We start from the raw sequence: 26,469 nt of genomic DNA, 5'->3' as shown, positions 1-26,469 counted from the left end.
TCCTTTATTATTTTCCTTCATACCGTATGACAGATTCCACCTGATATCCTTTCAGCCGATCTCTGCCATGTAAACCTGCTAGTTCCATCAAAAATACAATCTTCACAACTTCTCCGCCTAACTTCTCCACCATTTTCACCGCTGCCTCCACAGTTCCACCGGTGGCAATCAGATCATCCACAATCGCCACTTTCTGACCGGGCTTAATAGAGTCCTTATGCATTTCGATCACAGAACTTCCATACTCCAGATCATATTCTTCGGAGATTGTCTCACAGGGAAGTTTTCCTTTTTTCCTCACAGGTACGAAGGGTTTGTGAAGATTATAAGCAATGGGGACTCCAAAGATAAAGCCTCTTGATTCCGTCCCCACAATCACATCCACATCCATCTCCTCCAAACATTTTTGCATGGAGTCAATGGCAAGTGCAAGCCCGTCCGCGTCCTGCAGTACACTTGTGATATCTCTGAATATAATTCCCTCCTCTGGAAAATCCGGGATACTTCTTACATAATCCTCTAACCTTTTCATTACCATTCCTCCATTATCTGTCGATTTTTGCAATATTAATAGTATATCATTTTTTCCCCAGGGAATCAATGCCAACTCCGCGGTATAATCCTCTTGAGATTATAGCCGAATCTATATATTTTAAACAGGCCCTGCCCGTCATCACCGGTAATTCTGTATAATCACCTGAAGCTTCTCTCTTCCTTGATATCGGTTTATTGCCGGGTAATAAGTTACTGACAACGGTTCATTCTGAGAAGCTCTATCCAAAAAAGGTTCGGCCTCTCCAAAATAAACCGCGTCCATCCCACAGCCGTCTTCCGTCACCGCCTGCATTTTCACTACATTCCGGCTCTGTCCAAACACACGACATCCCAAAACTCTTACCCCTTTTTGGGCAAAAACTGGCTTTGGATTCCCTTTTCCAAAGGGCTCTAACAAATCTAACTGTTCCACCAGTTCCCGACGGATATAAGAAAAGGGCATTGCCACATCTATCGTAATTTTCGGACATAAATCTTCCTTTGTCAGTTTGCACTTCTCATTCAATTGTTTCCTCAGCCTCGGAACATTTTCTTCTTCCATGGACAACCCCGCTGCCATAGGATGTCCTCCATACTGAATCATCAACTCCTTACATTCTGTCAAGGACTCAAACATAGAATAGGCCTCTATCGAACGCCCCGAACCTTTTACACACTGTTCCCCTTTGGTGAGTACCAGTACTGGACGGTAGTAACGCTCTCGAAGTCTGCCGGCAATAATTCCAGCCAGACTTTCATGACAGTCTGGAAGATATACGACCAGCACCCGGTCTTCCCTCAGCGATGTCGTCTCCACCATCTCCACAGCCTGTTTCACCCCTTGTGCTGTCAACGCTTTCCGGCTCTGATTGATCGCCAGCAAATCACCAGCCAGCCGAGCAGCTTCTTTCACATCCTGAGATTTCAGCAATTCCAAAGATCTGGCAGCCGTGTCCAGCCTTCCGCTGGCATTCAGGCACGGACCTATCACAAAGCCGATGTGGTAGGCTGTAATTTTCTTGTCTTCCAGCCCATTGGCCCGTATCAGCTCCCTCAGTCCCAAGTTCCAAGTGTTTTCCAGTCTCTTCAATCCTTCTTTTACCAAGACTCTGTTTTCTCCTTGTAAATCCATCACGTCGCCCACAGTGGCAATGGCGGCAAGTTCAATGAATTCTTCCCCCTCTGCCTTTGGAATCCCATAACGCTCATACAATGCCAAAATCAATTTATAAGCTACCGCTGCCCCGCACAAATTCTTGTTCGGATAAGAACAATTGCGTTGTTTTGGATTCACAATTGCGTCTGCTGGCGGAAGCACTTCTTCTTTTTCGTCTGCCTTCTTTGTAAAAGGTACTTCATGGTGATCTGTGACGATGACCGTCAGTCCCCTCTCTTTGGCATAGACAATCTCATTGTAAGCCGCAATCCCATTGTCACAGGTCAGTATCGTATCAATCCCATCCTCCAATGCCTTCTCAATCAACGGCAGATGGATTCCATATCCATCAGCCACCCGGTCCGGGATATAGGTATCCACCTTTGCCTTCAGTCTATCTAGTCCTCTCAACAATATGTAAGTAGAAACTACACCGTCAATGTCATAGTCTCCAATAATACGAATCAACTTTCGTTGCCGTATTTTCGCTTCGATAAGATTTACAGCTTTCTCCATATCCTTAAAAAACCATGGCGATGGCAAGTCTTCCACTTTCCCATTCAAGTACTGATCTATCTGCTCCGAGCTTTGTACCTCACGGTTACGAATCAGTCTGGCTATCACCGGGTCTATCCCGTATTCCTGTCCGATTTTTTGAAAATCTGCTCTCTTTGCCGAGACTACCCACTTTTCTTCTCTCATTTTCCATCTCCTCGTCCTTTTTCTTATCGGATAGAGGAAGGCTCCCTTCCCTATCCAACGTGAACCGCAACAAAGGGTGCCGCGCTTACTGCACGGCACCCTCCCCATCACTATTTTTTCTTAGTTACCACTTTATTCTCTTTCATTCCTCTCGTCTTCATTACATACCACAACGCACCGGTAATGCATACAGAAGAATACGCACCGCAGACAATACCGACGATCAGCGGCAGTGCGAACTCCCGAATCGAGGAAACACCCATGATATACAGTACTGCCACCATCACAAAAGTGGTAAATGAAGTATAGATACTTCTCGTCAATGTCTGAGTAATACTTGCATTGACCACCTCTTTGAGCTCTTCCTTCTTTTTCTTTCCACGCATATTCTCACGAATACGGTCAAAGATGACAATGGTCGCATTGATAGAATAGCCGACGATCGTCAGCATACACGCGATAAACGTATTTCCCACGGAGACCCTGGCAATTGCATAGAACGCCAGTACCACCAGCACATCATGCACCAAAGCCAAGACTGCACTGCTGGCAAAACGAATATCCTTAAAACGTAACCAGATGTACAGCAGCATACAGATGGTAGCCACAATCACCGCCATAATTGCATCATTTCTCATTTCCGAACTGATCGTAGATGAAATACTCTCCGCAGTGATCTTACTTTCATCCACACCAAATTCATCCACAAGAGCTTTGTTTAAAGCCTCTCTCTCATCCAGATTCAAAGATTTCGTTTTGATGATAACCTGGTTAGTTCCCACCACTTTCGTAGGCTGAACATTCTTGTCACCTGTCACTCTCTCCACCAGAGGCGTCACTTCAGAATCAATGGTCTTGATATCCATGTCTTCATTAAACGTCACGTTCGTAGACGTTCCGCCTGAAAATTCAAGACTGTAATTCAACGCTTTGCCCTCAGAGCTGTGATGAACAACCATGAAAATCGGCGCGCATAGAATCAGACAGATCGAGACTACAAAAAAGAATCTTCTCTTTCCAAGGAAGTCGATAACTTTCCGCTGTTTTGCTCTTCCAAAGAATTTTTCATCTCTCACTCCCACGGCGAACAGAGCCTGTACAATATAGCGCGAAACCACCAGCGCTGTGAACATAGAGATCACAATGCCTAAAGCTAGAGTATAGGCAAACCCCTTTACTGTACCTGAGCCCAACCACATCAACACAAAAGATGCGATCAATGTCGTAATATTTCCGTCAAAGATTGCTGAAAACGCTTTCTTAAATCCATTTTGTATGGAACTTCTCACAGAGATTCCTGACGCAATCTCTTCGCGGATACGCGCATAAATAATGACATTCGCGTCTACAGCCATACCGATACCCAGAATAATACCAGCGATACCCGGCAAAGTAAGTGTGATGTCAAAGGCATTCAGAGTAATCAGCATAACATCTGTATAGATCACCAAAGCCACACTGGCCACAACGCCCGGAACGCGGTACATCAGTATCATGAAAATCATGACAATTACCATACCGATCGCAGCCGCCACGACGCTGGTGGAGATCGCCTCTTCTCCCAGCTGAGCGGCAACAACGTTAGAGCGCAGCTCTGTCAATTCCAGTTTCAAACCACCGATTCGGATTGTGGAAGCTAAATTTTCCGCCTCTTGTGCATCCGCCATCCCAGAAATCTGTGCGTTTCCACCGGTAATCTCTGCCTGTACATTCGGCACACTGACAAACTCGCCATCATAATAAATTCCGATACTGTCCCGATTATCCTCGTAGGCCTTTTTCGTAGCCTCCGCAAATTTCTTCGCACCCGCTTTCGTCAATGTCAGATCTACGACATTCTCTTTGTTCTGCATGTCGTCTTGGGCTATGACCGCCTTTGCCGTCTCCACATCCGTACCTGTCAGAACTATGGAGCCATCCTCCTGCAGTTCATCCAGTTCTTTATTCAGCACATAGCCCCCTGTTGAACTGTCAAAACTATAATTCTCATTCCCCTCGCTGTCCTTGTGGGCGATAAAGTACAGAGAGCCAGGTTTTCCCAATTCCTCCAAAATGGAATTGGCGTCTGTCACACCAGGAATTTCCACATTAATTCGGTTGCTGCCTTCCTGATATACCTGGGACTCCGTACTGTACTGTTCCACACGCTGCTGTAGTTTGTATATGGTATCTGCCATATCATCACTGCTTGGATTCTCCACCGTCGTCTCGTAAGTGATGCTCACACCGCCAGCCAAATCCAGCCCAGTATTGATGTTCCTCGCCGCACCTGTACCCGTGGGGCCAATCCCTACCGCTGCCACAAAGGTTAGAAACGCTGTGATAATCACCGTCGCAATTAAAATAATAATACCTTTGTTTTTCTTCATTTTTGCCTCCTAATACGCTGACCTTTACTCTTCTGCCAACGCTGCTTTCAACATGATCGCGCACTCAATCCGTTTTCGCTGCAATTCGCAACCAATATCGTAGGCATCTTGAATCGTCCCGTGAAAATTGTAAGAATTCGCCGCGCAGCCGCCGCTGCAATAGAAGCGTGCAAAACATTCCTTACATTTCTCCTTAGTATATACGTTACAATGCGAAAACTCTTCTCTGATCTCAGGCGCTTGTATTCCGTGGAATACATCTCCCATTTTAAACTTTTCTTCCCCTACGAACTGATGGCAAGGATAAAGGTCCCCCCACGGAGTCACAGCCAAATACTCCGTACCAGAACCGCAACCAGACAGCCTCTTATACACACAAGGACCTCCCGTCAGATCAATCATAAAATGGAAAAAATTAAATCCTCTGCCTTCTTTTTCCCGGACAATCATCTCTCTTGCCAGCTTATCATACTCCTCAAAAATGATTGGAAGATCTTCTTCTCTCAAAGAATATTCCGCCTCGTCCGGAGCTACCACTGGTTCCACAGAAATCTGCTTAAAGCCCAAGTCAGCCAGATGCAACACATCCTTAGAAAAGTCCAGATTATGCCGAGTAAAAGTACCTCTCACATAATACTTGTCCTGATTTCGGCTCTCTGCAAATTTCTGAAATTTGGGGAGGATTAAATCGTAGCTGCCAGCTCCTTTCGGGAAAGGCCGCATAAAATCATGCACTTCCTTTCTTCCATCCACGCTTAACACTACGTTTCCCATTTCCCGGTTACAAAATTCCATAATCTCATCATTCAGGGCGACACCGTTAGTGGTCAATGTAAACCTAAAATTCTTATCGTGAAGTTTTTCCTGTTCCCTGCCATATCTTACAAGTTCCTTGACCACCTTCCAATTCATCAGTGGCTCGCCACCAAAGAAATCCACTTCCAGGTTTCTCCTAGAACCTGAATTCGCAATCAAAAAGTCCAGGGCCTGCTTTCCCACCTCATAGGACATCAATTCCCTATGCCCATGGTACTCCCCCTCCTCTGCAAAGCAATACCTGCATGCTAGATTACAGTCATGAGCGATATGGAGGCAGAGAGCTTTCACCACAGTCTCATGCCTGGTAAAATTCTGAATTGCCTCCTTATAGATATCTTCAGTAAAAAGCATTCCTCCTTCTATCAGTTCCTCACATTCCTCGAGAGCAGTCTGAATATCTCCCTCAGGAAATTTTCCTCGAAGAGACTCCAAGATCTCCTCTTTGTCCTTTCCCTGATCTAACAAAGCAACTGTTTCATAGACTACTTCGTCTACCACATGAATGCAACCACTGTTTATATCCAAAACAATGTTGTAACCATTATTTCTATATTGATGAATCAATCCCATCGATCTTTAGCAATCCTTTCCTACTTAGTTTAGTGCGACAAGGTCTTTCCTATGACAGAACAAAGTGGGCAAGCCCACTTCAGCTCCCCCGTCCTCTCGATCTTGAGAGGCGCGTCCCTCTTTGCGCGCCGCCGCAGACCGCTTTGCGGTGATATTCCTCGTTGCGGCGTGCGCATCCTCGCGGAGCATTTCTGTTATAGGAAAGGACTTTCATGCATTAGCGTGGCAAGGTCTTTCCTATAACAGAACAAAACGGGCAAGCCCACTTCAGCTCTCCCGTCCTCTCGATCTTGAGAGGCGCAGTCCCTCTTTGCGCGCCGTCGCAACACCGACTTGCGGTGTACTACCTTATTGTGGCGTGCGCATCCTCGCGGAGCGTTTATGTTATAGGAAAGGACTTTCTTGCATTAGCGTGGCAAGGTCTTTCCTATAACAGAACAAAGTGGGCAAGCCCACTTCAGCTCTCCCGTCCTCTCGATCTTGAGAGGCGCAGTCCCTCTTTGCGCGCCGTCGCAACACCGACTTGCGGTGTACTACCTCATTGTGGCGTGCGCATCCATAGCGGAGCGTTTATGTAATAGGAAAGGGCTTTCACGCATTAGCGTGACAAGGTCTTTCCTATTACATAAAAAGAATCTCGCTCAGCGAGACAAGCCCTTTCCTATGATAGCACCAAGAATAAGCAGCGGATTTAACCCCGCTGCTTATCACCTCTGCACAGCTGCTTATTTTTGCTCGCAACTTTGATTTCCGACCGTACAAGATGTCTTGCACGCAGATTGACAAGATGTCTGACATTCTCCACAGCCACCTTTTTTCACTGTATTCTGCAAATTCTTCGTATTCAATGTCTTGATATGTTTCATTTATGTATCCTCCTTATTTTCCATGAAATAATACTATAACATGGTAAGTATATCACACCTTTTCTATTTTTCAAAGTATTTTTTTAGGTTCCCAATGGCAAAAGTACCGCCCTAAAACCTTTCAGGAAATCATGCCCCCAAGTGTCCCCCCTGCCAGGCACATACAAAATGTTGTAATCATGTGCTGAACAGACATATCGATTTGCTTTTCCACAAACCACGAGACACCTATCAGCAATAGGAAATAGGCGAACCCCACAGCCATTCCCCATAGGTACTTCTGAGTTTTCACACACTTCCCGGCAACCATACCTCCCAAGAAACAGGAGAGGATATAGACAAGTACAATGCCCATAGAGATCACGTTCTCCTTCAGATCAAACTGAAAGAGCAAAAACGCCAGAAGAAGCAGCAAAGCCCCTGTCATCCCGTATGCCAGCAGCAGCGCTTTTAGCACACCTTTTACTTTCATATAAAATAACCCTCCCATATCACATTATATGGAAGGGTTGTACGTTGTATGTGTAATTATTTTCTCCGCTTACTGTTTAAGACCAGTATGATAATAACAATCGCCGCCACCACTACGAGACCGGCAATCGCCAAGATCACAAACGGCAGAATTGCTGTCGTATCTCCAGTCTGCACTGCTTTCGCCGTAGTATTTTTGTATGTGACAGTTCTCTCCACACTGCTGCTGTTCTTAGAGGAACTATTACTTTCATTATAGTTTATGTTTTCAGTATTCTCCGCACCAGAATTCTTCTCGGATACAACGTTGCGGTCTGAAGTGCCAGCAGATGGCTTTGCAGTAGGCGTCGGCGTATCCTTTTTATACCCGTTCTCCGCGATCTCATCCCCCACCAGAGGCTTACTTCCCGCAATTCCAAAGGGGCTGAAAGAATCCACCGAGAAAACCATTGTGCTTCCATAGACCGTAGGGATAATCGTCTCAGAACTTCCATCCTCAAGTAAATGTTCAATCGTGTACTCATATCCCTCTCTCACTGGAATACTTACCGTCACATATTTTCCTTCTGGAATCTCATAGGGCTGATTATTCATCAAATCCCAAAGCTCCAACTCATAAGACTGAAAAATATTCGCCTCGCTCTCATTGCTGAATTCATAGCCGTCCCCGCTAGAGACACGGAACTGTACATACCATGGTAGAAAATCACCAGACACATTGATTCCGTTGCAAGTATGATTCTGAGTGGCCACTGTAGCCTGATCTTGTGGAACAGCTTCAGGATCAACCGTCTGCGGCTGTTCCTCTGCCACTTCCTTCAAATCTTCCTCTGTAATATCATTGATTCCCTCTTCTATGTCGTCTGCAGCCTCATCTTTCTCATCATCGTCCTCGTCTGTATCCGTCTGGGCCTGATCAGCATCTTCTCCGCTGTTTTCCTCTCCTTCTGACTCCTCTTTCTCTCCATCTTCAGAGCCCTTGTCAGGTTCGTTTTTTTCTGAATCCTGATCGTCAGGCTGCTCATCGGAATCATCCGTATCTTCTTTACCAAGTTCTCCTTGTTCCTCCTCACCATCGGAACTGGAATCTCCATTTTCTTCTGTGGCACCATCTTCAGAATCCTTGCCTTCATCTGCTGCATCCTCTTTCTCTGAATCTTCACCATCGCTGTCTTTCGAAGGTTCCTCTCCCGTGTTCTTATCAGGCTCCCCAGTATTCTCAGGTGCCGGTGTTTCTTCTGGTTCCTCGGTCGTCTCAGGAACCGGCGTCTGTGTTGGCTGAACAGTCACCTCAGGTGTCACTTCTGCTGTGGGAGACGGGGTAGCCGTAGGCGTAGGCTCCAGGCTCTTTACCACCACGCGCACTGTACCTTTTAGAGTGCCGCTTCCTGCATCATATCCTGAAATTTGGGAAAGATCTCCTCTCCCATTGCTCTTAAAAATCACGGCATAAGTTCCCTCATAGGAATTTGGAACCGCCGAACCGTTCTCCCATGCCAGAGAACCGTACTCACTTTGAGGCAGAGAGATATTAGAAAGCGCTATGGGAGCTGACACCACCACCGACGATGGAATCAGCGACTCTTTGCTAAGCTTTGCCGGCTCATCTGCCAGAATCCTTTGCAGACTCACCGTGCTCATCAACATACACAATATCAAAATTACACTCATAATCCGAAACATTTTTCTTGTCCCAGAATAATTTCTTTCTAATTTTCTCATAATATTCACCTCGTATATCCTAATCAAGCTAACAAAATGCGATAAAATCATTAATAAATTGCTACTGTATTATAGCACAGTTTTCTCATTTTCGACACCCCCTATTCGAAATTTTTTGAAACTTGCTTTTTTCTCTGAAATCATGTATATTGTATTATACCTAACAACAATATGATTAAAAAAGGAGTGAACTTCATTGGACTCAAGTGTCCCTATACAGCTAATTGTTCTGCTGATTCTTGTTTTACTTTCTGCTTTCTTTTCATCCGCAGAAACCGCGATGACGACCGTCAGCCGAATCCGCATCCAGACACTAGTGGAGCAGGGTAACAAGCGGGCCAAAATCCTTTCTAAAGTAATAGAGGATTCCGGTAAACTGCTCAGCACAATTCTGATCGGCAATAATATCGTCAATATGTCTGCTTCCTCCCTTATGACAGTGATGGTAGCAGATTTATTTGGAAGCACGGCTGTGGGAGTCGGAACCGGTATCATTACCCTGTTGATTCTGATTTTTGGAGAAATCACCCCTAAAACTTTAGCTACCATACACTCAGAGGGGTTGTCTCTAAGTTACGCACCCATCATTTACGGTCTCATGAAAATTATAACTCCGATTATCTTCTTAGTCAGCAAATTAGCCAACGGTGTTATGCTTTTGCTCCGTATTGATCCCAATGCTCAAAACAACACCATGACGGAGCATGAACTCCGTACGATTGTCAATGTGAGTCAGGAAAATGGCGTCATCGAGGACGAAGAAAAACAGATGATCTACAATGTCTTTGATTTTGGTGATTCCGTGGCAAAAGATGTGATGATTCCCCGTATTGACATGACTTTTGTGAACGTGGATAGCACTTATGAAGAGCTGATTGAGACATTCAAAGTACACAAGCACACACGTTTTCCTGTCTATAAAGACAATACAGACAATATCATTGGTATCATAAATGTAAAAGATTTGATTCTCCTCTCCCCAAATACGGAATTCTCAATTCAGAATATTTTACGGGAGCCTTATTTTACCTATGAATATAAAACTACCGCATCTTTGATGGTGGACATGAGGAAAGCATCCGTAAATCTTGCTATAGTCTTGGATGAATATGGTGCGACTGCAGGATTGATTACCCTAGAAAACCTCTTAGAAGAGATCGTCGGAGAAATCCGTGACGAATATGACGAAGACGAAGAGGAAGATTTAAAAGAAATTATTCCTGGCAAAGAGTATTTAGCTCTCGGTTCTGCCAGATTGGATGATATCAGTGATGAATTGAATCTTAATCTAGATTCTGAAGATTATGATTCTATTGGAGGTTATATCATTGAGCAGCTAGATAAACTCCCAGTACAAGGTCAGTCTGTAACTCTGGACAATGGACTAAGACTGGTTGTAGAAAAAACCTCCAAAAACCGTGTAGAACTGGTACACATTTATCTTCCTGAACCTGCTAAAATCGAGGAAGAAGATTAATTTCATGCACGGACAGAACTCCAGAAACCGGACAATAACACCCGGCATCTGGAGTTCTTTTTTCGTCAGCAAACCAACACATCTCAATCCTCTACCAGCAGAGAAAATTGATAGATAATCCGCGTAACTTCTCCCGTCACTGCCAAAACACCTTCCTTCGTCTTATTCCAATTATTTCGGTCTATCCCATCTACACAAGAAGGAAGCACATGAAAAACCGTGTTGGGAAAATATTGTTGATAATAAAGATACGCCCGCCTGGCATGATAGTTTTTACAACACAGCATCGCTCTTTTCACCGTTATCCCTGCGTGTTCAGTCACTCTTCTGGAATATCGTGCATTTTGTTCTGTGTAAGTAGCCTGATCTTCTCTTAAAATGGCATAATCAGGGACCCCATTTTTCACGAGGACTTCTCTTAAAAACTCCCATTCTGTGGAAAATGTTCCCTGGTATTCCTCTTTCTTATCCAGAACTCCGGAAAATTCCCCAAAAGCAGTACTATACTTTCCGCTGGGGAGCACATACGGGGCAAAACCCGCTTTCCACAGTTTCGCCGCCCTCTCTGCCATCTGTGGATAGCCATTTCCCGGAACAAAGATGATATCTGCCATGCAGGGACTTCCCTCCATGAAAATAAAATCCGCTGTCTCCTCAATGAAGGATAAACGCATAACTGTACCTCCGCAAATTTCTCTCTTGCACACTGAGTCTGTCTCTTATAGATTATACCGTAATTATCGTGCTATATCCAGCCATACGCAGTCTCTGTTCCATAGAAATCGCGTTATCTATGCTCTGATAACCACCTACCTGGACGCGAAAATATCCATCTTGATCTAAGATGAAGGCGGGATATCCCTGCCCTTGCAGCTCATATAACATCCGGTCTGCATTCTCTCTGTTCTTAAAAGACCCTGTCTGTACCCGGTATGTGGCTGCTGCTGTCGTCGCTCCACTCACATTTCCTTCATTTAAAGTCCCCTGTATGGCATCTGCGATATTCTCCGCCAATTGGTCAAATTGACTATCAAATAGCTCATTATCTTTGTCTGAATTAATGAATCCAGCCTCAATCAGCAAAGCTGGCATCTTAGTCCTACGTAAAACCACCAACCCTGGCCTTTCTTTTACACCGATTTCCCGAAATCCCACTTCTCCGCTGGCTCCAACAATATTCTCCGCCATGTCCAATTTTTCGCCGTTTTTATCATAGACAAGGACCTCCACACCATTGTACTGGTTCTCTTCAGGACTAGAATTGCGATGAAAAGATACGAAAAAATCGGCCCCTGACTCATTGGCAATCGTCGCCTTCTCAAAAGGCGTCTGGTAGACATCCGTAGTTCGGGTGTACTCCACATCCACTCCACGATTTCTCAATTCTTCTCCAACTGCCAAAGTCAATCGAAGATTGTCGTCCTTTTCCTGTCTTCCTTTAAAAACCGCTCCCGGGTCACTTCCTCCATGCCCGGCGTCTAATATAATTTTTTTAGCCATTAATAGCTCCCTGCAACCGATCTCTCTTCAATATATGCAGCAATCGGCCAGAAAGTGAGTTTTTATGATTTGGGCCGTTACTGCTCCAGCTTAATACCCGCCAGCGCCTGGGCAAAAGCATTGTTCACCGGTTCCTGTGTCTCTTTTTTCTGTTGATTCAGATATCTTTGGACATCTTTCTTGGTCACACCCGCTCCCTCTTTCTCCCTTCTGGCCTGAAAGGAAGACAATTTTTCCTTATAGCCACAGACACAGATGAAGGTTTCTTCTTTTCCTTTCACATACAATTCCATCCTCTTGTGGCACCTAGGACACCTGGCGTTTGTGGTTCTAGATACAGTTTCCCTATAGCCGCACTCTCTATCCTGGCAGACCAGCATCTTACTGTTTTTTCCATTTACAGCCAGAAGTCTTTTTCCGCAGTTAGGACAGATCTTGTTCGTCAAATTATCATGCCGAAACGTCCCGTCTCCGTCTTTGATCTCCTGAACAATCTCCTTCGTGTATCCACGGATACTTTTCAAAAAGACTTCTTTTTTCATCTTTCCTTTCGCGATGTGCGACAGCTTCATCTCCCAATCCGCAGTGAGTTCCGGTTTTTTCAAATCTTCAGGGACCAGTTCCAAAAGCTGCCGCGCCTTTGAAGTCAGGTAAATCTCCTGTCCTCTCTTTTCCATCAAAAAAGAGTGGAACAGTTTTTCTATGATATCCGCTCTGGTAGCCACAGTACCCAGACCGCCAGTCTCTCCCAGCGTCTTCGCTGCCTGAGCATCCTTGGTCTGCATAAATCGCACCGGATTTTCCATCGCTGCCAACAAGCTTGCCTCATTAAACCTTGCCGGTGGCTTTGTCTTCCCTGAAGTAAAATCAATTCGGTCCACAGACAGCTCCTCCCCCACTTTTCTGGGCGGCAAAATCTGATCCCGAATCTCTTCGTCTTCTGCTTCCTCCTCAAGCTCTTGTTCATAAGCCATCTTCCAGCCTTGATTCTTTACGATCTTTCCCTTGGCCAAAAAGCGATGCCCCGCCACCTCTGCTTCCATGGTCACCTGTTCATACTCAAAGGGAGGGCACAAGACGCTTAAGAAACGTCTCACCACCATATCATAAATTTTCCGTTCCTCGCTGCTCATATGATCCAGCTGGACAAACTGTTCTGTCGGAATAATCGCATGATGATCACTGACTTTTTTATCATCCACAAAACTTCCATTTACACGAATTTGCTTTGCTGCCAAACTTCCCGCCAGCTTTCGGTAAGGCCCTATCCCACATGCCTGAAGCCTTTCCTTGATCGTCGGCACAATATCTTTTCCGATATATCGTGAATCCGTTCGGGGATAGGTGAGGACTTTATGATTTTCATAGAGTCGCTGCATGATATTCAGTGTCTCTTTTGCAGATAATCCATATCTTTGATTGGCCTCTCTTTGCAGAGTCGTCAAATCATACAGCCCCGGCGCGTAGGATTTTTTATCCTTCTTCTCTACCTGTACAATTCGCAGCACTTTTCCATTTGCCTCTTTTTCTATCTGTAAAGCCTGTTCCTTCTTGAAAGTCCGAAAGTTTTTACTTTTATTGTCCTGCCAATTCCATTTCACACCGCCTGCGTAAACTGCCAATCCATAGTATTCTTTCGGCTGAAAACTGCGGATTTCCTCTTCACGTTTTGCTACCATCGCCAATGTAGGAGTCTGTACCCGGCCGCAGGACAGTTGGGCATTGTATTTGCAAGTCAATGCTCTCGTTCCGTTAATCCCCACTAACCAGTCCGCCTCTGCTCTCGCCACCGCCGCGCCATAGAGCGGAAGATACTCTTTTCCATCTCTCAAATTGGAAAATCCTTCCCGTATCGCTTTATCGGTGACTGAGGAAATCCAAAGACGTTTCAACGGTTTCTGACAGTTTGCCTTCTCCAAAATCCAACGGGCTACTAGCTCTCCCTCTCTTCCCGCATCCGTGGCAATGATAACCTCCTGTACATCCTTTCTGCCCAACTGAGTTTTTACTGCCTGATACTGTTTTGAAGTCTGGCGTATCACAACCAGCTTCATCTCTTTCGGTATCATTGGTAGCGTACTCATCTCCCACTTTGTATACTTTTTATCGTACTCTTCGGGGTCTGCCAGCGTAACTAAATGTCCTAGAGCCCAGGTTACCACATATCTATTGCCCTCTAGACAGCCATTTCCTTTCTGACCGCAATGTAAAACCCGTGCTATATCCCGTGCTACAGACGGTTTTTCCGCAATTACCAGTGATTTCATATTCTTCTCCTATATCTGTCATATCTTCTATAATCTCTAATCTGTTTTTTCTTACTGATTATAAGATACTTCAGACAGAAAAGCAACAACTCACATTTGTTCACAGTAGCCCGCCCCCTGCACAGCCGTCATCTGAGACATTGATTTTTAAATCCCTATCTCTTATAATAAAGAGAGTTCTGCGCCGCAGTGCAAACTTTGCGGCACATTTTATGCGAAAGGAATGCCCATCATGATCTACATTTCAAACCTAATTTCCGATTCACAGCTGGCAGAGCTTTTAGCAAGGGAGAACCTCGGAATTGAGACTATAGACTTCAGCATTGGTGAAAACTTAGATGACTTGTCTCGTTTAATTGATCTTTGGAGAAGACGGATGGATTCTATGCATTGTACTCATGTCAGCATTCACGGCCCCTTTTTGGACCTGAACCCTACCAGCTATGACTCCTATATATATCAGGCTACCTGGAACCGTTTCTCTCAGGCTTACAGAGCTGCTATGGCTATCGGGGCTGATAAAATTGTCTTTCACACCTGCCGTATTCCCTTGGTTAACTATTCTCAGGGATGGGCTGAACGCATGGCAAATTTTTGGAGCAAATTTCTAGAAAATCATTCTCAATTGCCAATTTGTCTAGAAAATGTCTTTGACGACAATCCCAAACTGCTAAAGCAAGTGTTGAAGCTTGTAGAACACCCGCATTTTACCTTCTGTCTGGACGCTGCCCATGCACACTGCTTTTCTTCAGTGCCAATCACCGAATGGGTAGATGTGCTTGGCCCTTACACCAGTCATGTCCATGTTCATGACAACCTAGGGGACCGAGACGCCCATCTTGCGGTAGGAGACGGCAATCTGCCCTGGGAAGATCTCATCACACATTTTCAAAACATGTCTCAGCCCCCTACCTGGACAATCGAAAATACCTCTTTAAAAGATATCCGAATTTCACTGGATTTCCTTAAAAAGCACTCGTTCCCTGCCGGCCCATCCTGAAAATCCATTTTCCAGACAGGCTGTCAAATTCATCTGTTTCCTGGAGGTAAGACCTATGTACTATTTTATCGTAAACCCAAAATCACGAACCGGTCACGGTGAAAAGATATGGGCAGAAATACAAAAAAAGCTTCAAAAAGAAAAAATCCCCTATCATTCCTTTTCCACGGAATATGCCGGGCACGCTAAAACTATTGCAGAAAAAATCACCCAAAATCTGACCGTCCCCGGGAATCTGGTAGTCCTAGGAGGAGACGGTACCCTAAACGAAGTCTTAGAAGGAATCAAACATTTAAACAAAGTCTATCTCTACTACATCCCAACTGGTTCCGGAAATGACTTTGCTCGAGGCATGGGGATTCCCTATGAGCCCCTCAGGGCCTTTGACCTACTCAAAGCCAATTCCCGTACAGTTCCCATAGATCTTGGCATTCTCCAGACAGACGGAAAATCGCGCCGTTTTGCAGTCAGTGCTGGAATCGGTTTCGACGCCGCGATCTGCCATGAGGCACTGACTTCTCCTCTCAAAGCCTTCCTCAACAGGCTGCACCTCGGAAAATTGACCTACCTACTCATTGCCGTCAAACAACTGATACTGTCCGTTCCAGCGGACATGGAATTGGAAATCGACGGCAAAAAGAAACTGCATTATCCCCACTCATATTTTGTAGCAATCATGAATCAAAGTTACGAAGGCGGCGGAATCAAATTCTGTCCTAATGCCTGTCCTTGGGACGGCAATCTAGATGTCTGTCTGATTGGTGGTGTCAATCGTATAAAATTTGTCTTTCTTTTGCTGATGTGTTTACTAAAAAAGCATGAAAATCTCCCAGGTGTGCATATTTTTCGCTGCAAATCTATAAATATTAAAAGCAGTCTGCCGCTTCCTGTCCACACGGATGGGGAATCTGGTGGTACTCAAAGTGAAATTTCTGTGAAATTAGAAAAAGAACCTTTAAATGTAATTTTACCTATGATATAATTCAACTAAATTTAAGGGGGAAAATCAGAAAGATTTCAAGGAAGGTGAAAGTTTGAAATTCTTAAAAAAATATCAACATGGTCTGGTGATAACCATCTATGCACTGATTTATCTCCTGCTATTTCAATATTTGGAGCAGCGGCCGATTTATCAATATCATGTAATCCACACCGTATTTGATGATTATATTCCTTTCTGTGAGTATTTTATCATCCCATACTTGCTTTGGTTTCCTTACATGTTCTGTGCAGTTGCTTATTTTATTTTCTGGAATGATAACAAACGAGAATATTATCAGCTCACAAAAAATTTATGTATGGGGATGACTATATTTTTAATTGTCTCATTTATATACCCCAATGGCCATATGTTAAGGCCGGTTACTTTTGAGCACGACAATATGTTTGTTCATATGGTTCAATGGCTGTACGCATCAGATACCCCCACAAATATTCTGCCAAGCATCCATGTGTTCAACTCTTTGGCAATTCACAGGGCAATTACTTCCTGTCAGCGGCTACAAAACCATCGTGGAATACGTATGGCATCCTGGATACTGACATTATTAATCGTACTATCCACGATGTTCCTCAAACAACATTCCGTTGTGGATGTCTGTCTCGGGGTTACCATGGCATTTGCCGGATATCTGATCTTCTATCGGGAAAAAGCTTCCGAGAAACAGCCCTCCCGCCGCTATGTACATTCACGAATGTAAGACAGACACGAAAAAAGAATCCTGCCAGACAGGATTCTTTTTTTCTCAATTAAATCCGTAAAATTTTTGACATACCTTATAAACCGCTACAGACATCTTCCTTCCGCCTTTTCCTGGCAGATTTACGGCCCTTCCTAACAGTCCATACCGCAGCTTTCTGTACAGCCTACGGTCTTCACAGCGAATAAACTCCCACAACTCTTTCTTCTTTTTCATAGCATCCTCTGTACCGGACCGAATCAGCATCATAGAAGATACCGTTGTAATGATATCCAAATAACTAATCATATATTTATTGATCTCTTTTTGGCGCAAATCATATCTTGTGTACGCTTCCACCATCAAACGATTCACTCTAAGCTGCTGGTCTATTCTCTTAATCATCACCGATTCATGAACCGATTGGTCCTCTCTGCCGATGAAATACCGATAAAAATTCACGTCCAAATAATACATATTTTTCACAAAAGGCAGCGGTTCAAACGCAAATAAATTGTCCACATAAAATGTATGTTTAGGCAATTTCAGTCCACAATCTTTCAGAAGCCTTGTCCGGTAAATCATAGAGTGCATCAGCAGATATTTCCCCTTAGGCATATGACGAATCTGCTCCCATCCAAACATCTCCTCTACCGGAAAACATCGCCGGTATTGCATCACTTTCTTGCGGCTAGCTCCCTGTTTCTCATAGACGAAATTGCTAATCAGCATATCCAGGCTTTTATCTCCCCCCAACAGATGTTCCAGAGTAGACAAAATCTTCAGATACGCTTCCTTATTCACCCAATCGTCACTGTCTACAACCTTAAAAAAAATACCGGTGGCATTTCTAAGCCCTGTATTGACTGCCTCCCCATGTCCTCCATTTTCCTGATGAATCGCTCTCACAATCGTCGGAAACTTCTCGGCATACTCGTCAGCAATCTGAGCTGTCTTATCACTAGAACCATCATCTACAATTAATATCTCTACATTTTCCCCACCTTCCAGCAGAGAATCCACACACTTTTTCATGTAATTTTCTGAATTATAGCAAGGGACCGTAATTGTCAACAGTTTCATCTAATCTTTTCCTCCTTCAAATAATTCGCATAAACATCAAAAGCCGAGGGAATTGCATATTGCTCAGCTGTCTCCTCCGGTTTTACAAATATCAACTCTTTCCAAAGAGGTTGTTCCACAGAAGCCACACGAACCTGATACCCTCTCATCCACCACTCTACATGAGAAAAAACATGTTTCGCCTCCCCTATTGGAAGAATCCGTAAAGGCTCTAATTCCAATTCTCTCAGGTATTTCAGTATCTCCTCCTGTGCCAACCAACCATCCAGATTGGGAAGTTCATACAGCCCAGCCAGCAGTCCCCTAGACGGCCGTCTGCGTATCGCCACAGAACGGTCGTCTTGAATCACCAATATAGTCTTCTTTTGAACAGCCCTTGGCTTCTTCGCCGCTTTCTTAGGATAATCCATCTCCCGTCCATGTGCATGTGCCTGACAAAATTCTCGAATGGGACACAGCTGGCATTTGGCCTGTCCGTTTGGCACACAAATCACAGCTCCCAATTCCATCAACGCCTGATTAAAGTCTCCCGGCTTTTCTCTAGGTATTACCTCTCTTAATTCCTCCTCAATCTGCCTTTTCACAGACTGTTTTCGAATGTCTCCTCCGTTTTCCGTAACTCTCGAAATGACTCGAAGTACGTTTCCATCCACAGCCGGAACCGCAATTTCATAGGCAATGGAAGCAATGGCGCCTGCCGTATAATTGCCTATTCCTTTTAATTCTCTCAGCAGCTCATAATTTCTGGGTAACTGTCCACCATATTTCTCCATAACCTCCTGAGCTGCTTTTTGCATATTTCGTACCCTATTGTAATATCCAAGTCCCTCCCACAATTTCAGAAGTTTTTCCTCAGGACATCTAGCCAAAGCTTCAATATCCGGAAGCTCTTCCATAAATCTTTGAAAATACGGCTTCACCGCCTCCACTCGAGTCTGCTGAAGCATAATCTCTGATACCCAGGTATAATACGCATTATTTTGGTCTCTCCAAGGCAGAACTCTTTTATTTTCCTGATACCATTTCATCAATGGTTCCCCGATTTGTCTTAGACTATTCATCTCTTCCTCTTTATTCTCCGCCCATCACTACCGGCACCGGCTGATCTATGAATATTTTGTCCGGCTCCACCTGACAATCGTAGGCCAAAATCTTCACTCCTGCCCTTTTTGCCCTCAACAAGGTCTCCCCGAACCCTCTATGTGTCTTCCAATTCGGTTCCAGATAATGGACACCTTTTAGCTGTATCAAAAAAATGAGATAAGCCTCATATCCATCGGACAGACACTGAATTAACTCCTCTAGATGCTTAATTCCCCTCAGAGTCGGAGCATCTGGAAAACGCGCCACACCGTCTTCCTCCAAGGTTACTCCTTTGACTTCCACAAAGGCTCTACGCTCCCCATCCTGTACATATAAATCAAATCTTGACTTGCCATATTTCTTCTCACGACAAATCTGACATTTTTCTGAAAAGAAGCCGCTAGAAGCTATCCACTGTTCGACTATCAGATTGGGAATCTGAGAATCTATATTAACCCATCTTCCCGCTTTTTCGACAGAAACAAGATCATATCTTGTCTTTCGTTTTGGATTCGCGCTTTCTTCCACTGCCACTTTTGCTCCCGGAATCAGAAGTTCTCCACAGCGTCCCGTATTTTTTACATGACAGACGATCGACTCTCCATCCTGCTGTATGTTAGCGATAAAACGGTTAGGGCGACTTTCAAAGATCCCAAACTTCACATTTTGATATTGCATCCTCTACTCCTTATTTCCTGCGCGAAGTTACTGTTCACTCACTTGCAGTTCGTAATCAGTAACACGCTTCATGATGTACACAAACTGTCGTAAACAGCAGTTCGGCGCGAATATGTCTCGGGATTTTTATATAATATATACAAAAACACCTCGCAGGATATTGGAAGCCTAAACTGTAACTGCGCAACTACGTTTCATGATAGCATACCTCGAAAAGAATTTCAATTTTTTCAGAAATGTAGTAAAATGAAAAAATAAACCTAAATACATAAATGAGAAAAGGAGACCAATAGTCAATGGACAGTATTATTTTTGACGTAGACGGAACGCTGTGGAACTCTACTGAGATTGTAGCAAAAGCATGGAGTGAAGTAGTTCGTTTGGAGCCTGATATCCATGTGGAAATCACGGCATCCAGTTTGACCCCTCTCTTTGGCAAGATTCTTCCTGAAATCGCACAGGCTTTGTTTCCTAAAGAATCGAAAGAACGCCAGTTAAACCTAATCAATAAGTGCTGTGAAAAAGAACACCAATTTCTACTAAAAGAAACCGCTCCAGTTTATCCACGCTTAGAAGACACACTGAAAATTCTCTCTCAAAAATATCCTCTCTACATTGTCAGTAACTGCCAAAGCGGATATGTAGAAGTCTTCTTGCAGTCCACTGGATACGATCACTATTTTAAGGGACATCTGTGCTCTGGCGATACAGGTATGCCAAAAGGACCGAATATTGTACAGCTGATGAAGACACACCGCCTGAAGTCTCCTATCTATATCGGGGATACTTTGGGAGACTACACTGCCTCAAAAGAAGCCGGAATTCCTTTTGTCTACGCCTCCTATGGTTTTGGTGAAGTTCCTGATTATGACTATACCATAGCCGAACCCTATGACCTAGTTTCTCTATTCTCCAAATAGCAATGATTTTCTGCAACAAAGGGGGCGCAAAATCATCAAAAACAGATGATTTTGCGCCCCTTTCAGTCCACTTAATAGAACATCAAAATTGGAATTCCCGTATCTATAATATTATACAATTCTGCGGCTTTCGCCGGCGGAAGGTTAATGCATCCATGAGACCCGTTGGTCAGATAAATATCACCGCCAAAAGAACTCCTCCAATTTGCGTCGTGAAATCCAACGCCTCCACAGAATGGCATCCAATAAGTAACCGGAGACTCATACTCATAACTTCCATCTGGAAGTTTTTTACCTCGAAGTACATCCGGACTTTTCTTATAATACAGACTATAAACACCTGTAGGTGTTGCTCGGTCCGAATAGCTCATATTTCCTGACACGAACTCTGAGTCAAAAATTATAGAACCATCTTGATAAAAATACATGTGCTGTGCACTCAAATCTACCTCGATATAAGTATTCCCAATATCATTCTCTCCATGGACTCTTCCATAAGAAGAATAGTTCGGTTCTCTTGTAACTGTCTGGCCAGTCGTAATCTCACTATACAACTGTTCGACTTCTGCACTTTGGTTAATCTGCCAACCATACTCTCCTCCACCCACTGTCACAGTTCTGCCAGATGTGGCCGTAATTGTCCGGTTAGTTCCTAGCGTGTCATGACGCTGTGCAAGTCCTGCCACATACTCTGTAATCTTTTGACGAAAAGCTGCTTCGTCATTGATGACCTGTCCATTCTCATCAAATTGTAACCAGTCTTTAATGGTGTTAGCATCCAACGTTTCTGTCTGATCTCCGAAAGTATACGTGATACTGGCTTTCGTGTAGTTATTACACTCTTCCAACGTCTTTGCTAGATTAGGATCGTCCTGAGTCACTTCCGCTTTCTGATACACAGGTTGAGCACTAAAGTCTACCTCGTTTACACTGTCTGCCACCGCATCTTTCAGTGTCTGATACGCCTTTTTTATTTCAAGCTTGCTGCCCTCCGTCTCCGGCACAATCACGAATTGATTATCCTGAAACGCCACGTATGCATTGGCTGGAGCCACCTGATTTTCCTCTTTTGCACAATTTAGACTCATCATCTGGTCTTTCAGCTTCTGCTTATCATAGGAAATATTCTCCTCTGCTGTGTAAGTCGTATCCTTAAAAAACCCCTGAACCCATTTATACGGCTTTTGCTTATCCAATAATTTGTCAACAGCTCCATCGGGTACATACTGATAATCAATGCTGCTACCCTCGATAATCTGTGGCTCTTGATCCCGAGCTTTCACCTCAATGGAATAATTTTCCACCTTCCTGGCAATCATGTTTTCCACTTCAGACGCCGTCATCTGGGAACAGTCGATCCCATTTATACTAGTGCCAACAAAAAACTTGTTTGAAAAATAATAGGTTCCGGCTCCATACACACATCCTGCCAACACAACCAGCATCGCTGTCGTAATTCCTGCTATTTTCAGCCCCTTATACTTTTTCTTCATCTTATAAGGCGCTTTGCCTTGAATTCTGGCTGGTTCTGGTATACCTCTCATCGCTCGGTATCTGGCATATGGTCTCACCGGCTGAATTGGCTGCGAAACAGGCTCCTCTCCTGCCGTGTCAGCAACAATTTTCTGCATTGCCTTATCCACTTTATCTTCAAACTCGCCTGTGTCTACCTGACTTTCTGTATTCTCCGCGATCTCACTGTCCTGAGCTTTTTCTTCAGATTGTGCTTTTTTCTCTGACAAATCCTTGTCGACTTCTGCTTTCAACGCCTCTTGTGTCTGAGCAAGAGCACTGGAAACTTCCGGCGGGTCGTCATCGGCACTATTTGTCGTATTCTGTACCGCATCTTCTAATTTCTGCTGTAAATCCGAAATATCCTGTGTAGAAAACAGCCGTCCCTTCGAGGATTCATCATCAACATTTTCTGGTTCTTTTTTGATTTCCTCTCTATCACTCATTATTTCTCATTTCTCCTCGACAAAATTTCCTACCTCATTTTTTAACTTTTTCATTATAGCACAAAACTTTCCATTTGCACCCCTTTTTTGAAAAATTTCACAAATTCATCGCGTTACTCCCTTCACCGTTCAGTCCTATAAAAAAGTTCATAAAGCCCCTTCCGTACCGAGAATCAACGACGTACTTCGATAAAAAAACAGTTTATCTGTCAAAACTTTTCATTCATCAGAGTATACGGATATCGTTTCTATAAAATTATCATTCCCTATTTAAGTAATCTCATCCCTGCCATATAATTCTCTGCCTATTAGACATTTTTTTTGCATTTTTGGATGCAAACCCCCACCAATCCAAAAACAACGGCTGGAAGCATCCATTCCAATCCCAGTTCATTTAAAGGCAACATATTTAAAGCGCCTATCTCTACACCAAAAGATTCTAAAACAATACAAACACTTGTCAGCAAAGCCCCCAAAGCTGCTCCTTTTGGAAAATAACTTTTCTTCATGTCTTCACTGAGGAATGAACACAAAATCAAAGTCACAACCACGGGATACACCAGATTCAAAATCGGATTTGCGATCTGAATAATTGTTGACAATCCAAAGTTTGAAATAATAATACTGAACAGCGTAATCACAGTGACAATTACCCGATAATTCACTTTTCCTTTGAACAATTCTTCAAAATATGAGGCAGACGCAGAGATCAGTCCAATCGCCGTCGTCATACACGCCAGTCCTACAACAATTCCTAAAAGCTGCATTCCCCGATAGCCCAGAATATTTCTGATAATCTCCATAATCAGTTCCGCCTGACTGATTGATGAATCATACTGTCCTGAAACGGTAGCACCAAGATAAGTCAATCCTCCATAGACAAACGTTAAACCTGCTCCTGCAATAATACAAGCTCCCATCATTGCCCAGTTTCTCTCCCGCGTTTCTTTGTATCCTTTTTCGTGGACACTTGAAATAATTATGATCGCAAACGCCAAGGCCGCCAAAATATCCATTGTCTGATATCCCGCTATGATTCCCTCCTGAGCTGCCTCTGTATATGGAACTCCCGGCTGAATCTCTCCGATCGGCGAGAAAATCCCCTTAAAAATCAAGATCGCCAGCGCTATCACCATCACAGGTGTCAAAAATTTACCCACGATATCCACAACTTTTGACTTACGAATTGTCAACAAAAATGCAACCAAGAAAAACGCGATATAAAAGACAGCTCTGTAGTTTGCTGATTCCGGTACCAATGGAAGAGCTGCCATCTCAAAAGTCGTCGCTGCTGTCCTGGGAATCGCCAAAAGCGGCCCAATACAGACAACAATCGCCGTATTAATCAAGACAGCTGTTTTCCTACCGATAATCCCTGTCACAGAAGCGATCGTACCGTCTCCTCTAGACATCGCGAAAACCGCCACACAAGCCATTCCCACATCTACCAGCACAAAGCACAAAAGCCCTATTCCCCAGGACTTTCCTGAAATTAACCCCAAATAAGGAGGAAAAATTAAGTTTCCTGCTCCAAAAAACATGGCAAACAGCGCCATCCCAATCACTGCTATGTTACCTTTTTTCTTTTGTTTCGTCATCCCCGCACTTCTCCTTATACATTACTTGATTCAAAACTATTTTTCCCTAAAAATCTCTGTTAAATCTATTCCTAATTTTCTAAAATATACTATTATAATACTATACCATGAATCTATTCCTCTGCACAAGACAAAGAACTTCCATACTTTAAACAGTACAGCAGATCCTCGCTCACGCCTCAATTTGGGAAAAAATCAAAATTTCTATTTTTTGTACAGGAATCCCCTCGCAGACGTCAAATTTCATCCAATACGTTTGACAGCTTTTCCAGACATTTTTTCGTCTGTGCAATAGTTCCAGTACTGATACGAATCCAAATGGTTCTCTTCGCAATAATCTGGAATCAATTCTAAAGACTCATAATTCAAATCCACGGCTTTTTTCACATGTTCCTCGTCTTCTAGAAGTCCCACAGCCGCTACAAGAGCCAAACTTTTCACATTAAAGGTCAGTCTACATTTATTCATTGCACTGTCAAAGTATCTGAAGAAAACTTGTACCCAATACGTACACCTGCTAATTCTACCTGACACTTTCCTTCACCTCTTCATCTGAGGTAAGCATATCACTGTTCACCAGCACAATTCCTCCTGGTTTTACCATATCCTCGAATTTCATATAAGCCGGTGTATTCATAACCAAGAGCAAATCTGGTGTCTGCTTACCGGGATTTTAATCTCCTCTTCTCCATATTTTACAGTACAATTAACAGTACCTCCCTGCATCGCCACACCGATAGCTGCTATCACATTCTTATCCTGTCCTAATTCTATGAGCACCTTGCCAATCAACCGCAGCAACACTCCACATCCTCCGCAGAACTTGGCATAATTTACTTAAAATAATTATTGTTTATATAATTTTTCTATCTCCTTATTGTTTGTTTTTTCCAGTTTTTTATGATATTCTATAAAAAATTACAAAAGTGGTAATCATATAAATTCTACATATAATCGGAATATCATCATACAGACAGCCAAAGGACTGATGAAACTTATGGGTAACAATACTGAGATCGTACTGCATGATTTATTAGAAAAAAATTATTTTTATCTCCAACGGCCACATTGTTGGCCGTTCTATAGGATATCATTTAAAGGAAAATCTGCTGATCGATACCATATTAGAATCTGTGGATGAAGATGGACACAAGGAGTATTTGACGTCAAAGACTGCTTTTCCCAAGTCTGCGAGTCGTTATCCATTTCTCAGGCCGTTTTATACAATTACCTAAGAGAATCAAGACAAAAATAATTTTTCACTGGAAAGGAAGAAATTCCATGAATAAGCAGTTACTGCAAAACATTGATTTCTACAGACAAAAGCTTCAGACATACTACCGACTTTCCCCAGACGTGCATAAAAACCTGAACAGACAACTAAAACCTCACTTACTTTCCACCTGTTGCGCACTGGAAGAAATCCCTGCCACACAAGAAGACCGCATCCTTGGACTTTCCAAAGCTTATGATTACATGGTACAGACTGTTCAGACTGAACTCGGTGAGGACACTCTGCTCTCTCTTCACAGTCTGCTCTATGCGGATACAGATAAAGGACAGGCCGGTCAATATCGCTTTGATGACCTACATGTATTCAGAACAGCTTACACACCGCCTGCGTCTGAGGAAATTCCTCACCTGATACAACATTTTTTCCAACAGATGGATTATTCCAGGAAACAGTTTCATCCTATTGAGTTCGCTTCGCTCAGCCACAAGCGAATTCTAGACATCTGCCCTTTCAGTCATGGAAATTTCTGTGTGGCATACCTGTTCTTAAATCTGCTCCTCCTAAGAGACGGATATGGAATCGCCCTGCTCCCCGCCTTCCGCTGCGGCGAGTATTTCGAAGCCATAAAAGCCTCCCAGAAACCAGTCTTTCCGGAAATTGACTCTCTCACAGAACTGATCACCGTCTCCGTCTTAGAGGGCGAAAAACTCTCTTGTAGCCTTCTTCCCCTCTCCTAAACAGATAAACCCCAAAATGGCGTTGGAAAGATAACATCCAACGCCA

General features: G+C 43.7%; 24 protein-coding genes and 1 pseudogene. 7 read left to right on the top strand and 18 right to left on the bottom strand.

All coding sequences use genetic code 11. The annotated features are described in order from the left end of the window. Positions 1–7 precede the first annotated feature (7 nt). From BLHYD_RS05880 to BLHYD_RS05850, 7 genes are all read right to left on the bottom strand, one after another. Positions 8–532: an adenine phosphoribosyltransferase gene (locus tag BLHYD_RS05880; protein WP_040350245.1), complete on the bottom strand. Its 525-nt coding sequence runs from the start codon at positions 530–532 to the stop codon at positions 8–10. A gap of 141 nt (positions 533–673) precedes the next feature. Then, entirely contained in the window at positions 674–2,392 is a 1,719-nt protein-coding gene (gene recJ / locus BLHYD_RS05875; protein ID WP_260784520.1) for a single-stranded-DNA-specific exonuclease RecJ, read from the bottom strand. Positions 2,393–2,502: 110 nt separating this feature from the next. Then, positions 2,503–4,761, bottom strand: coding sequence for a protein translocase subunit SecDF (locus BLHYD_RS05870; RefSeq protein WP_005944653.1), 2,259 nt, complete (start codon positions 4,759–4,761; stop codon positions 2,503–2,505). A gap of 24 nt (positions 4,762–4,785) precedes the next feature. Then, positions 4,786–6,150 (bottom strand): thioether cross-link-forming SCIFF peptide maturase, encoded by a 1,365-nt coding sequence (gene scfB / locus BLHYD_RS05865; RefSeq protein ID WP_005944652.1) that lies wholly within the window; start codon positions 6,148–6,150, stop codon positions 4,786–4,788. A gap of 725 nt (positions 6,151–6,875) precedes the next feature. After that, positions 6,876–7,016, bottom strand: a complete 141-nt coding sequence (gene scfA / locus BLHYD_RS05860; protein ID WP_005944645.1) for a six-cysteine ranthipeptide SCIFF — start codon at positions 7,014–7,016, stop codon at positions 6,876–6,878. Between the two features lie 121 nt (positions 7,017–7,137). After that, positions 7,138–7,488 carry a TIGR04086 family membrane protein gene (locus tag BLHYD_RS05855; RefSeq protein WP_021846105.1) on the bottom strand — a complete coding sequence of 117 codons (351 nt, stop codon included), beginning with the start codon at positions 7,486–7,488 and terminating at the stop codon, positions 7,138–7,140. Between the two features lie 56 nt (positions 7,489–7,544). After that, a complete protein-coding gene (locus BLHYD_RS05850; protein WP_040350244.1) occupies positions 7,545–9,209 on the bottom strand; it encodes a hypothetical protein in 1,665 nt (554 codons plus the stop codon). A 196-nt stretch (positions 9,210–9,405) separates the two neighbouring features. Between BLHYD_RS05850 and BLHYD_RS05845 the strand changes: the two genes are divergently transcribed. After that, complete coding sequence (locus BLHYD_RS05845; protein ID WP_021846107.1) at positions 9,406–10,686, top strand: HlyC/CorC family transporter; 1,281 nt, start codon at positions 9,406–9,408, stop codon at positions 10,684–10,686. Positions 10,687–10,769: 83 nt separating this feature from the next. Here the strand turns inward: BLHYD_RS05845 and BLHYD_RS05840 are convergent, their stop codons facing one another. The 3 genes from BLHYD_RS05840 to BLHYD_RS05830 all read right to left on the bottom strand — a co-directional run bounded on the left by BLHYD_RS05840 (position 10,770) and on the right by BLHYD_RS05830 (position 14,453). Next, complete coding sequence (locus BLHYD_RS05840; protein ID WP_005944635.1) at positions 10,770–11,360, bottom strand: YdcF family protein; 591 nt, start codon at positions 11,358–11,360, stop codon at positions 10,770–10,772. A 52-nt stretch (positions 11,361–11,412) separates the two neighbouring features. After that, on the bottom strand, positions 11,413–12,186 hold the full coding sequence (locus BLHYD_RS05835) for an N-acetylmuramoyl-L-alanine amidase (RefSeq protein WP_005944633.1): 774 nt from the start codon (positions 12,184–12,186) through the stop codon (positions 11,413–11,415). 77 nt (positions 12,187–12,263) lie between these two features. Beyond that, positions 12,264–14,453: a DNA topoisomerase III gene (locus tag BLHYD_RS05830; protein ID WP_005944631.1), complete on the bottom strand. Its 2,190-nt coding sequence runs from the start codon at positions 14,451–14,453 to the stop codon at positions 12,264–12,266. Between the two features lie 232 nt (positions 14,454–14,685). Between BLHYD_RS05830 and BLHYD_RS05825 the strand changes: the two genes are divergently transcribed. From BLHYD_RS05825 to BLHYD_RS05815, 3 genes are read left to right on the top strand one after another with little or no spacing between them, the layout of a single operon-like run. Beyond that, a complete protein-coding gene (locus tag BLHYD_RS05825) occupies positions 14,686–15,453 on the top strand; it encodes a sugar phosphate isomerase/epimerase family protein (RefSeq protein WP_040350243.1) in 768 nt (255 codons plus the stop codon). 55 nt (positions 15,454–15,508) lie between these two features. Then, on the top strand, positions 15,509–16,435 hold the full coding sequence (locus BLHYD_RS05820; RefSeq protein WP_005944626.1) for a diacylglycerol/lipid kinase family protein: 927 nt from the start codon (positions 15,509–15,511) through the stop codon (positions 16,433–16,435). Positions 16,436–16,487: 52 nt separating this feature from the next. Further along, a complete protein-coding gene (locus tag BLHYD_RS05815) occupies positions 16,488–17,153 on the top strand; it encodes a phosphatase PAP2 family protein (RefSeq protein ID WP_005944624.1) in 666 nt (221 codons plus the stop codon). A gap of 45 nt (positions 17,154–17,198) precedes the next feature. Here BLHYD_RS05815 and BLHYD_RS05810 read toward each other — a convergent pair whose 3' ends face one another. The 3 genes from BLHYD_RS05810 to sfsA are packed head-to-tail and all read right to left on the bottom strand — an operon-like array spanning position 17,199 to position 19,976. After that, the gene (locus tag BLHYD_RS05810) at positions 17,199–18,215 is read right to left on the bottom strand and encodes a glycosyltransferase family 2 protein (protein ID WP_005944622.1); all 1,017 of its coding nucleotides are present in this window, start codon (positions 18,213–18,215) and stop codon (positions 17,199–17,201) included. Next, positions 18,212–19,276 carry an A/G-specific adenine glycosylase gene (gene mutY, locus BLHYD_RS05805; protein WP_005944620.1) on the bottom strand — a complete coding sequence of 355 codons (1,065 nt, stop codon included), beginning with the start codon at positions 19,274–19,276 and terminating at the stop codon, positions 18,212–18,214. The genes BLHYD_RS05810 and mutY overlap by 4 nt, the downstream gene beginning before the upstream one ends. A gap of 10 nt (positions 19,277–19,286) precedes the next feature. Continuing rightward, positions 19,287–19,976, bottom strand: coding sequence for a DNA/RNA nuclease SfsA (gene sfsA, locus BLHYD_RS05800; protein ID WP_005944618.1), 690 nt, complete (start codon positions 19,974–19,976; stop codon positions 19,287–19,289). A gap of 296 nt (positions 19,977–20,272) precedes the next feature. Between sfsA and BLHYD_RS05795 the strand changes: the two genes are divergently transcribed. Continuing rightward, positions 20,273–20,896, top strand: a complete 624-nt coding sequence (locus BLHYD_RS05795; protein WP_005944616.1) for an HAD family hydrolase — start codon at positions 20,273–20,275, stop codon at positions 20,894–20,896. A gap of 71 nt (positions 20,897–20,967) precedes the next feature. Here the strand turns inward: BLHYD_RS05795 and BLHYD_RS05790 are convergent, their stop codons facing one another. The 5 genes from BLHYD_RS05790 to BLHYD_RS05775 form a co-directional block, all read right to left on the bottom strand. Then, on the bottom strand, positions 20,968–22,854 hold the full coding sequence (locus BLHYD_RS05790; RefSeq protein ID WP_005944614.1) for a L,D-transpeptidase family protein: 1,887 nt from the start codon (positions 22,852–22,854) through the stop codon (positions 20,968–20,970). Between the two features lie 308 nt (positions 22,855–23,162). Beyond that, positions 23,163–24,452, bottom strand: coding sequence for a branched-chain amino acid transport system II carrier protein (gene brnQ / locus BLHYD_RS05785; protein WP_005944612.1), 1,290 nt, complete (start codon positions 24,450–24,452; stop codon positions 23,163–23,165). 243 nt (positions 24,453–24,695) lie between these two features. Continuing rightward, positions 24,696–24,986 (bottom strand): hypothetical protein, encoded by a 291-nt coding sequence (locus tag BLHYD_RS05780; RefSeq protein WP_021846114.1) that lies wholly within the window; start codon positions 24,984–24,986, stop codon positions 24,696–24,698. Next, positions 24,976–25,056, bottom strand: a complete 81-nt coding sequence (locus tag BLHYD_RS17505; protein ID WP_412657357.1) for a hypothetical protein — start codon at positions 25,054–25,056, stop codon at positions 24,976–24,978. Before BLHYD_RS17505 ends, BLHYD_RS05780 begins: the two co-directional genes overlap by 11 nt. 29 nt (positions 25,057–25,085) lie before the next feature. After that, positions 25,086–25,256: a hypothetical protein gene (locus BLHYD_RS05775; protein ID WP_005944608.1), complete on the bottom strand. Its 171-nt coding sequence runs from the start codon at positions 25,254–25,256 to the stop codon at positions 25,086–25,088. A 385-nt stretch (positions 25,257–25,641) separates the two neighbouring features. Between BLHYD_RS05775 and BLHYD_RS17500 the strand changes: the two are divergent. Further along, positions 25,642–25,707 (top strand): annotated as a pseudogene (locus tag BLHYD_RS17500) (hypothetical protein); the annotation flags it as partial. Positions 25,708–25,733: 26 nt separating this feature from the next. Next, the gene (locus BLHYD_RS05770; protein WP_005944604.1) at positions 25,734–26,423 is read left to right on the top strand and encodes a Fic family protein; all 690 of its coding nucleotides are present in this window, start codon (positions 25,734–25,736) and stop codon (positions 26,421–26,423) included. The last annotated feature ends 46 nt before the right edge of the window (positions 26,424–26,469 follow it).

Origin of the sequence: Blautia hydrogenotrophica DSM 10507, from assembly GCF_034356035.1 — a bacterium.
Classification (GTDB): Bacteria; Bacillota; Clostridia; order Lachnospirales; family Lachnospiraceae; genus Blautia_A; species Blautia_A hydrogenotrophica.
This window is presented reverse-complemented; position numbering and strand designations above follow the sequence as displayed.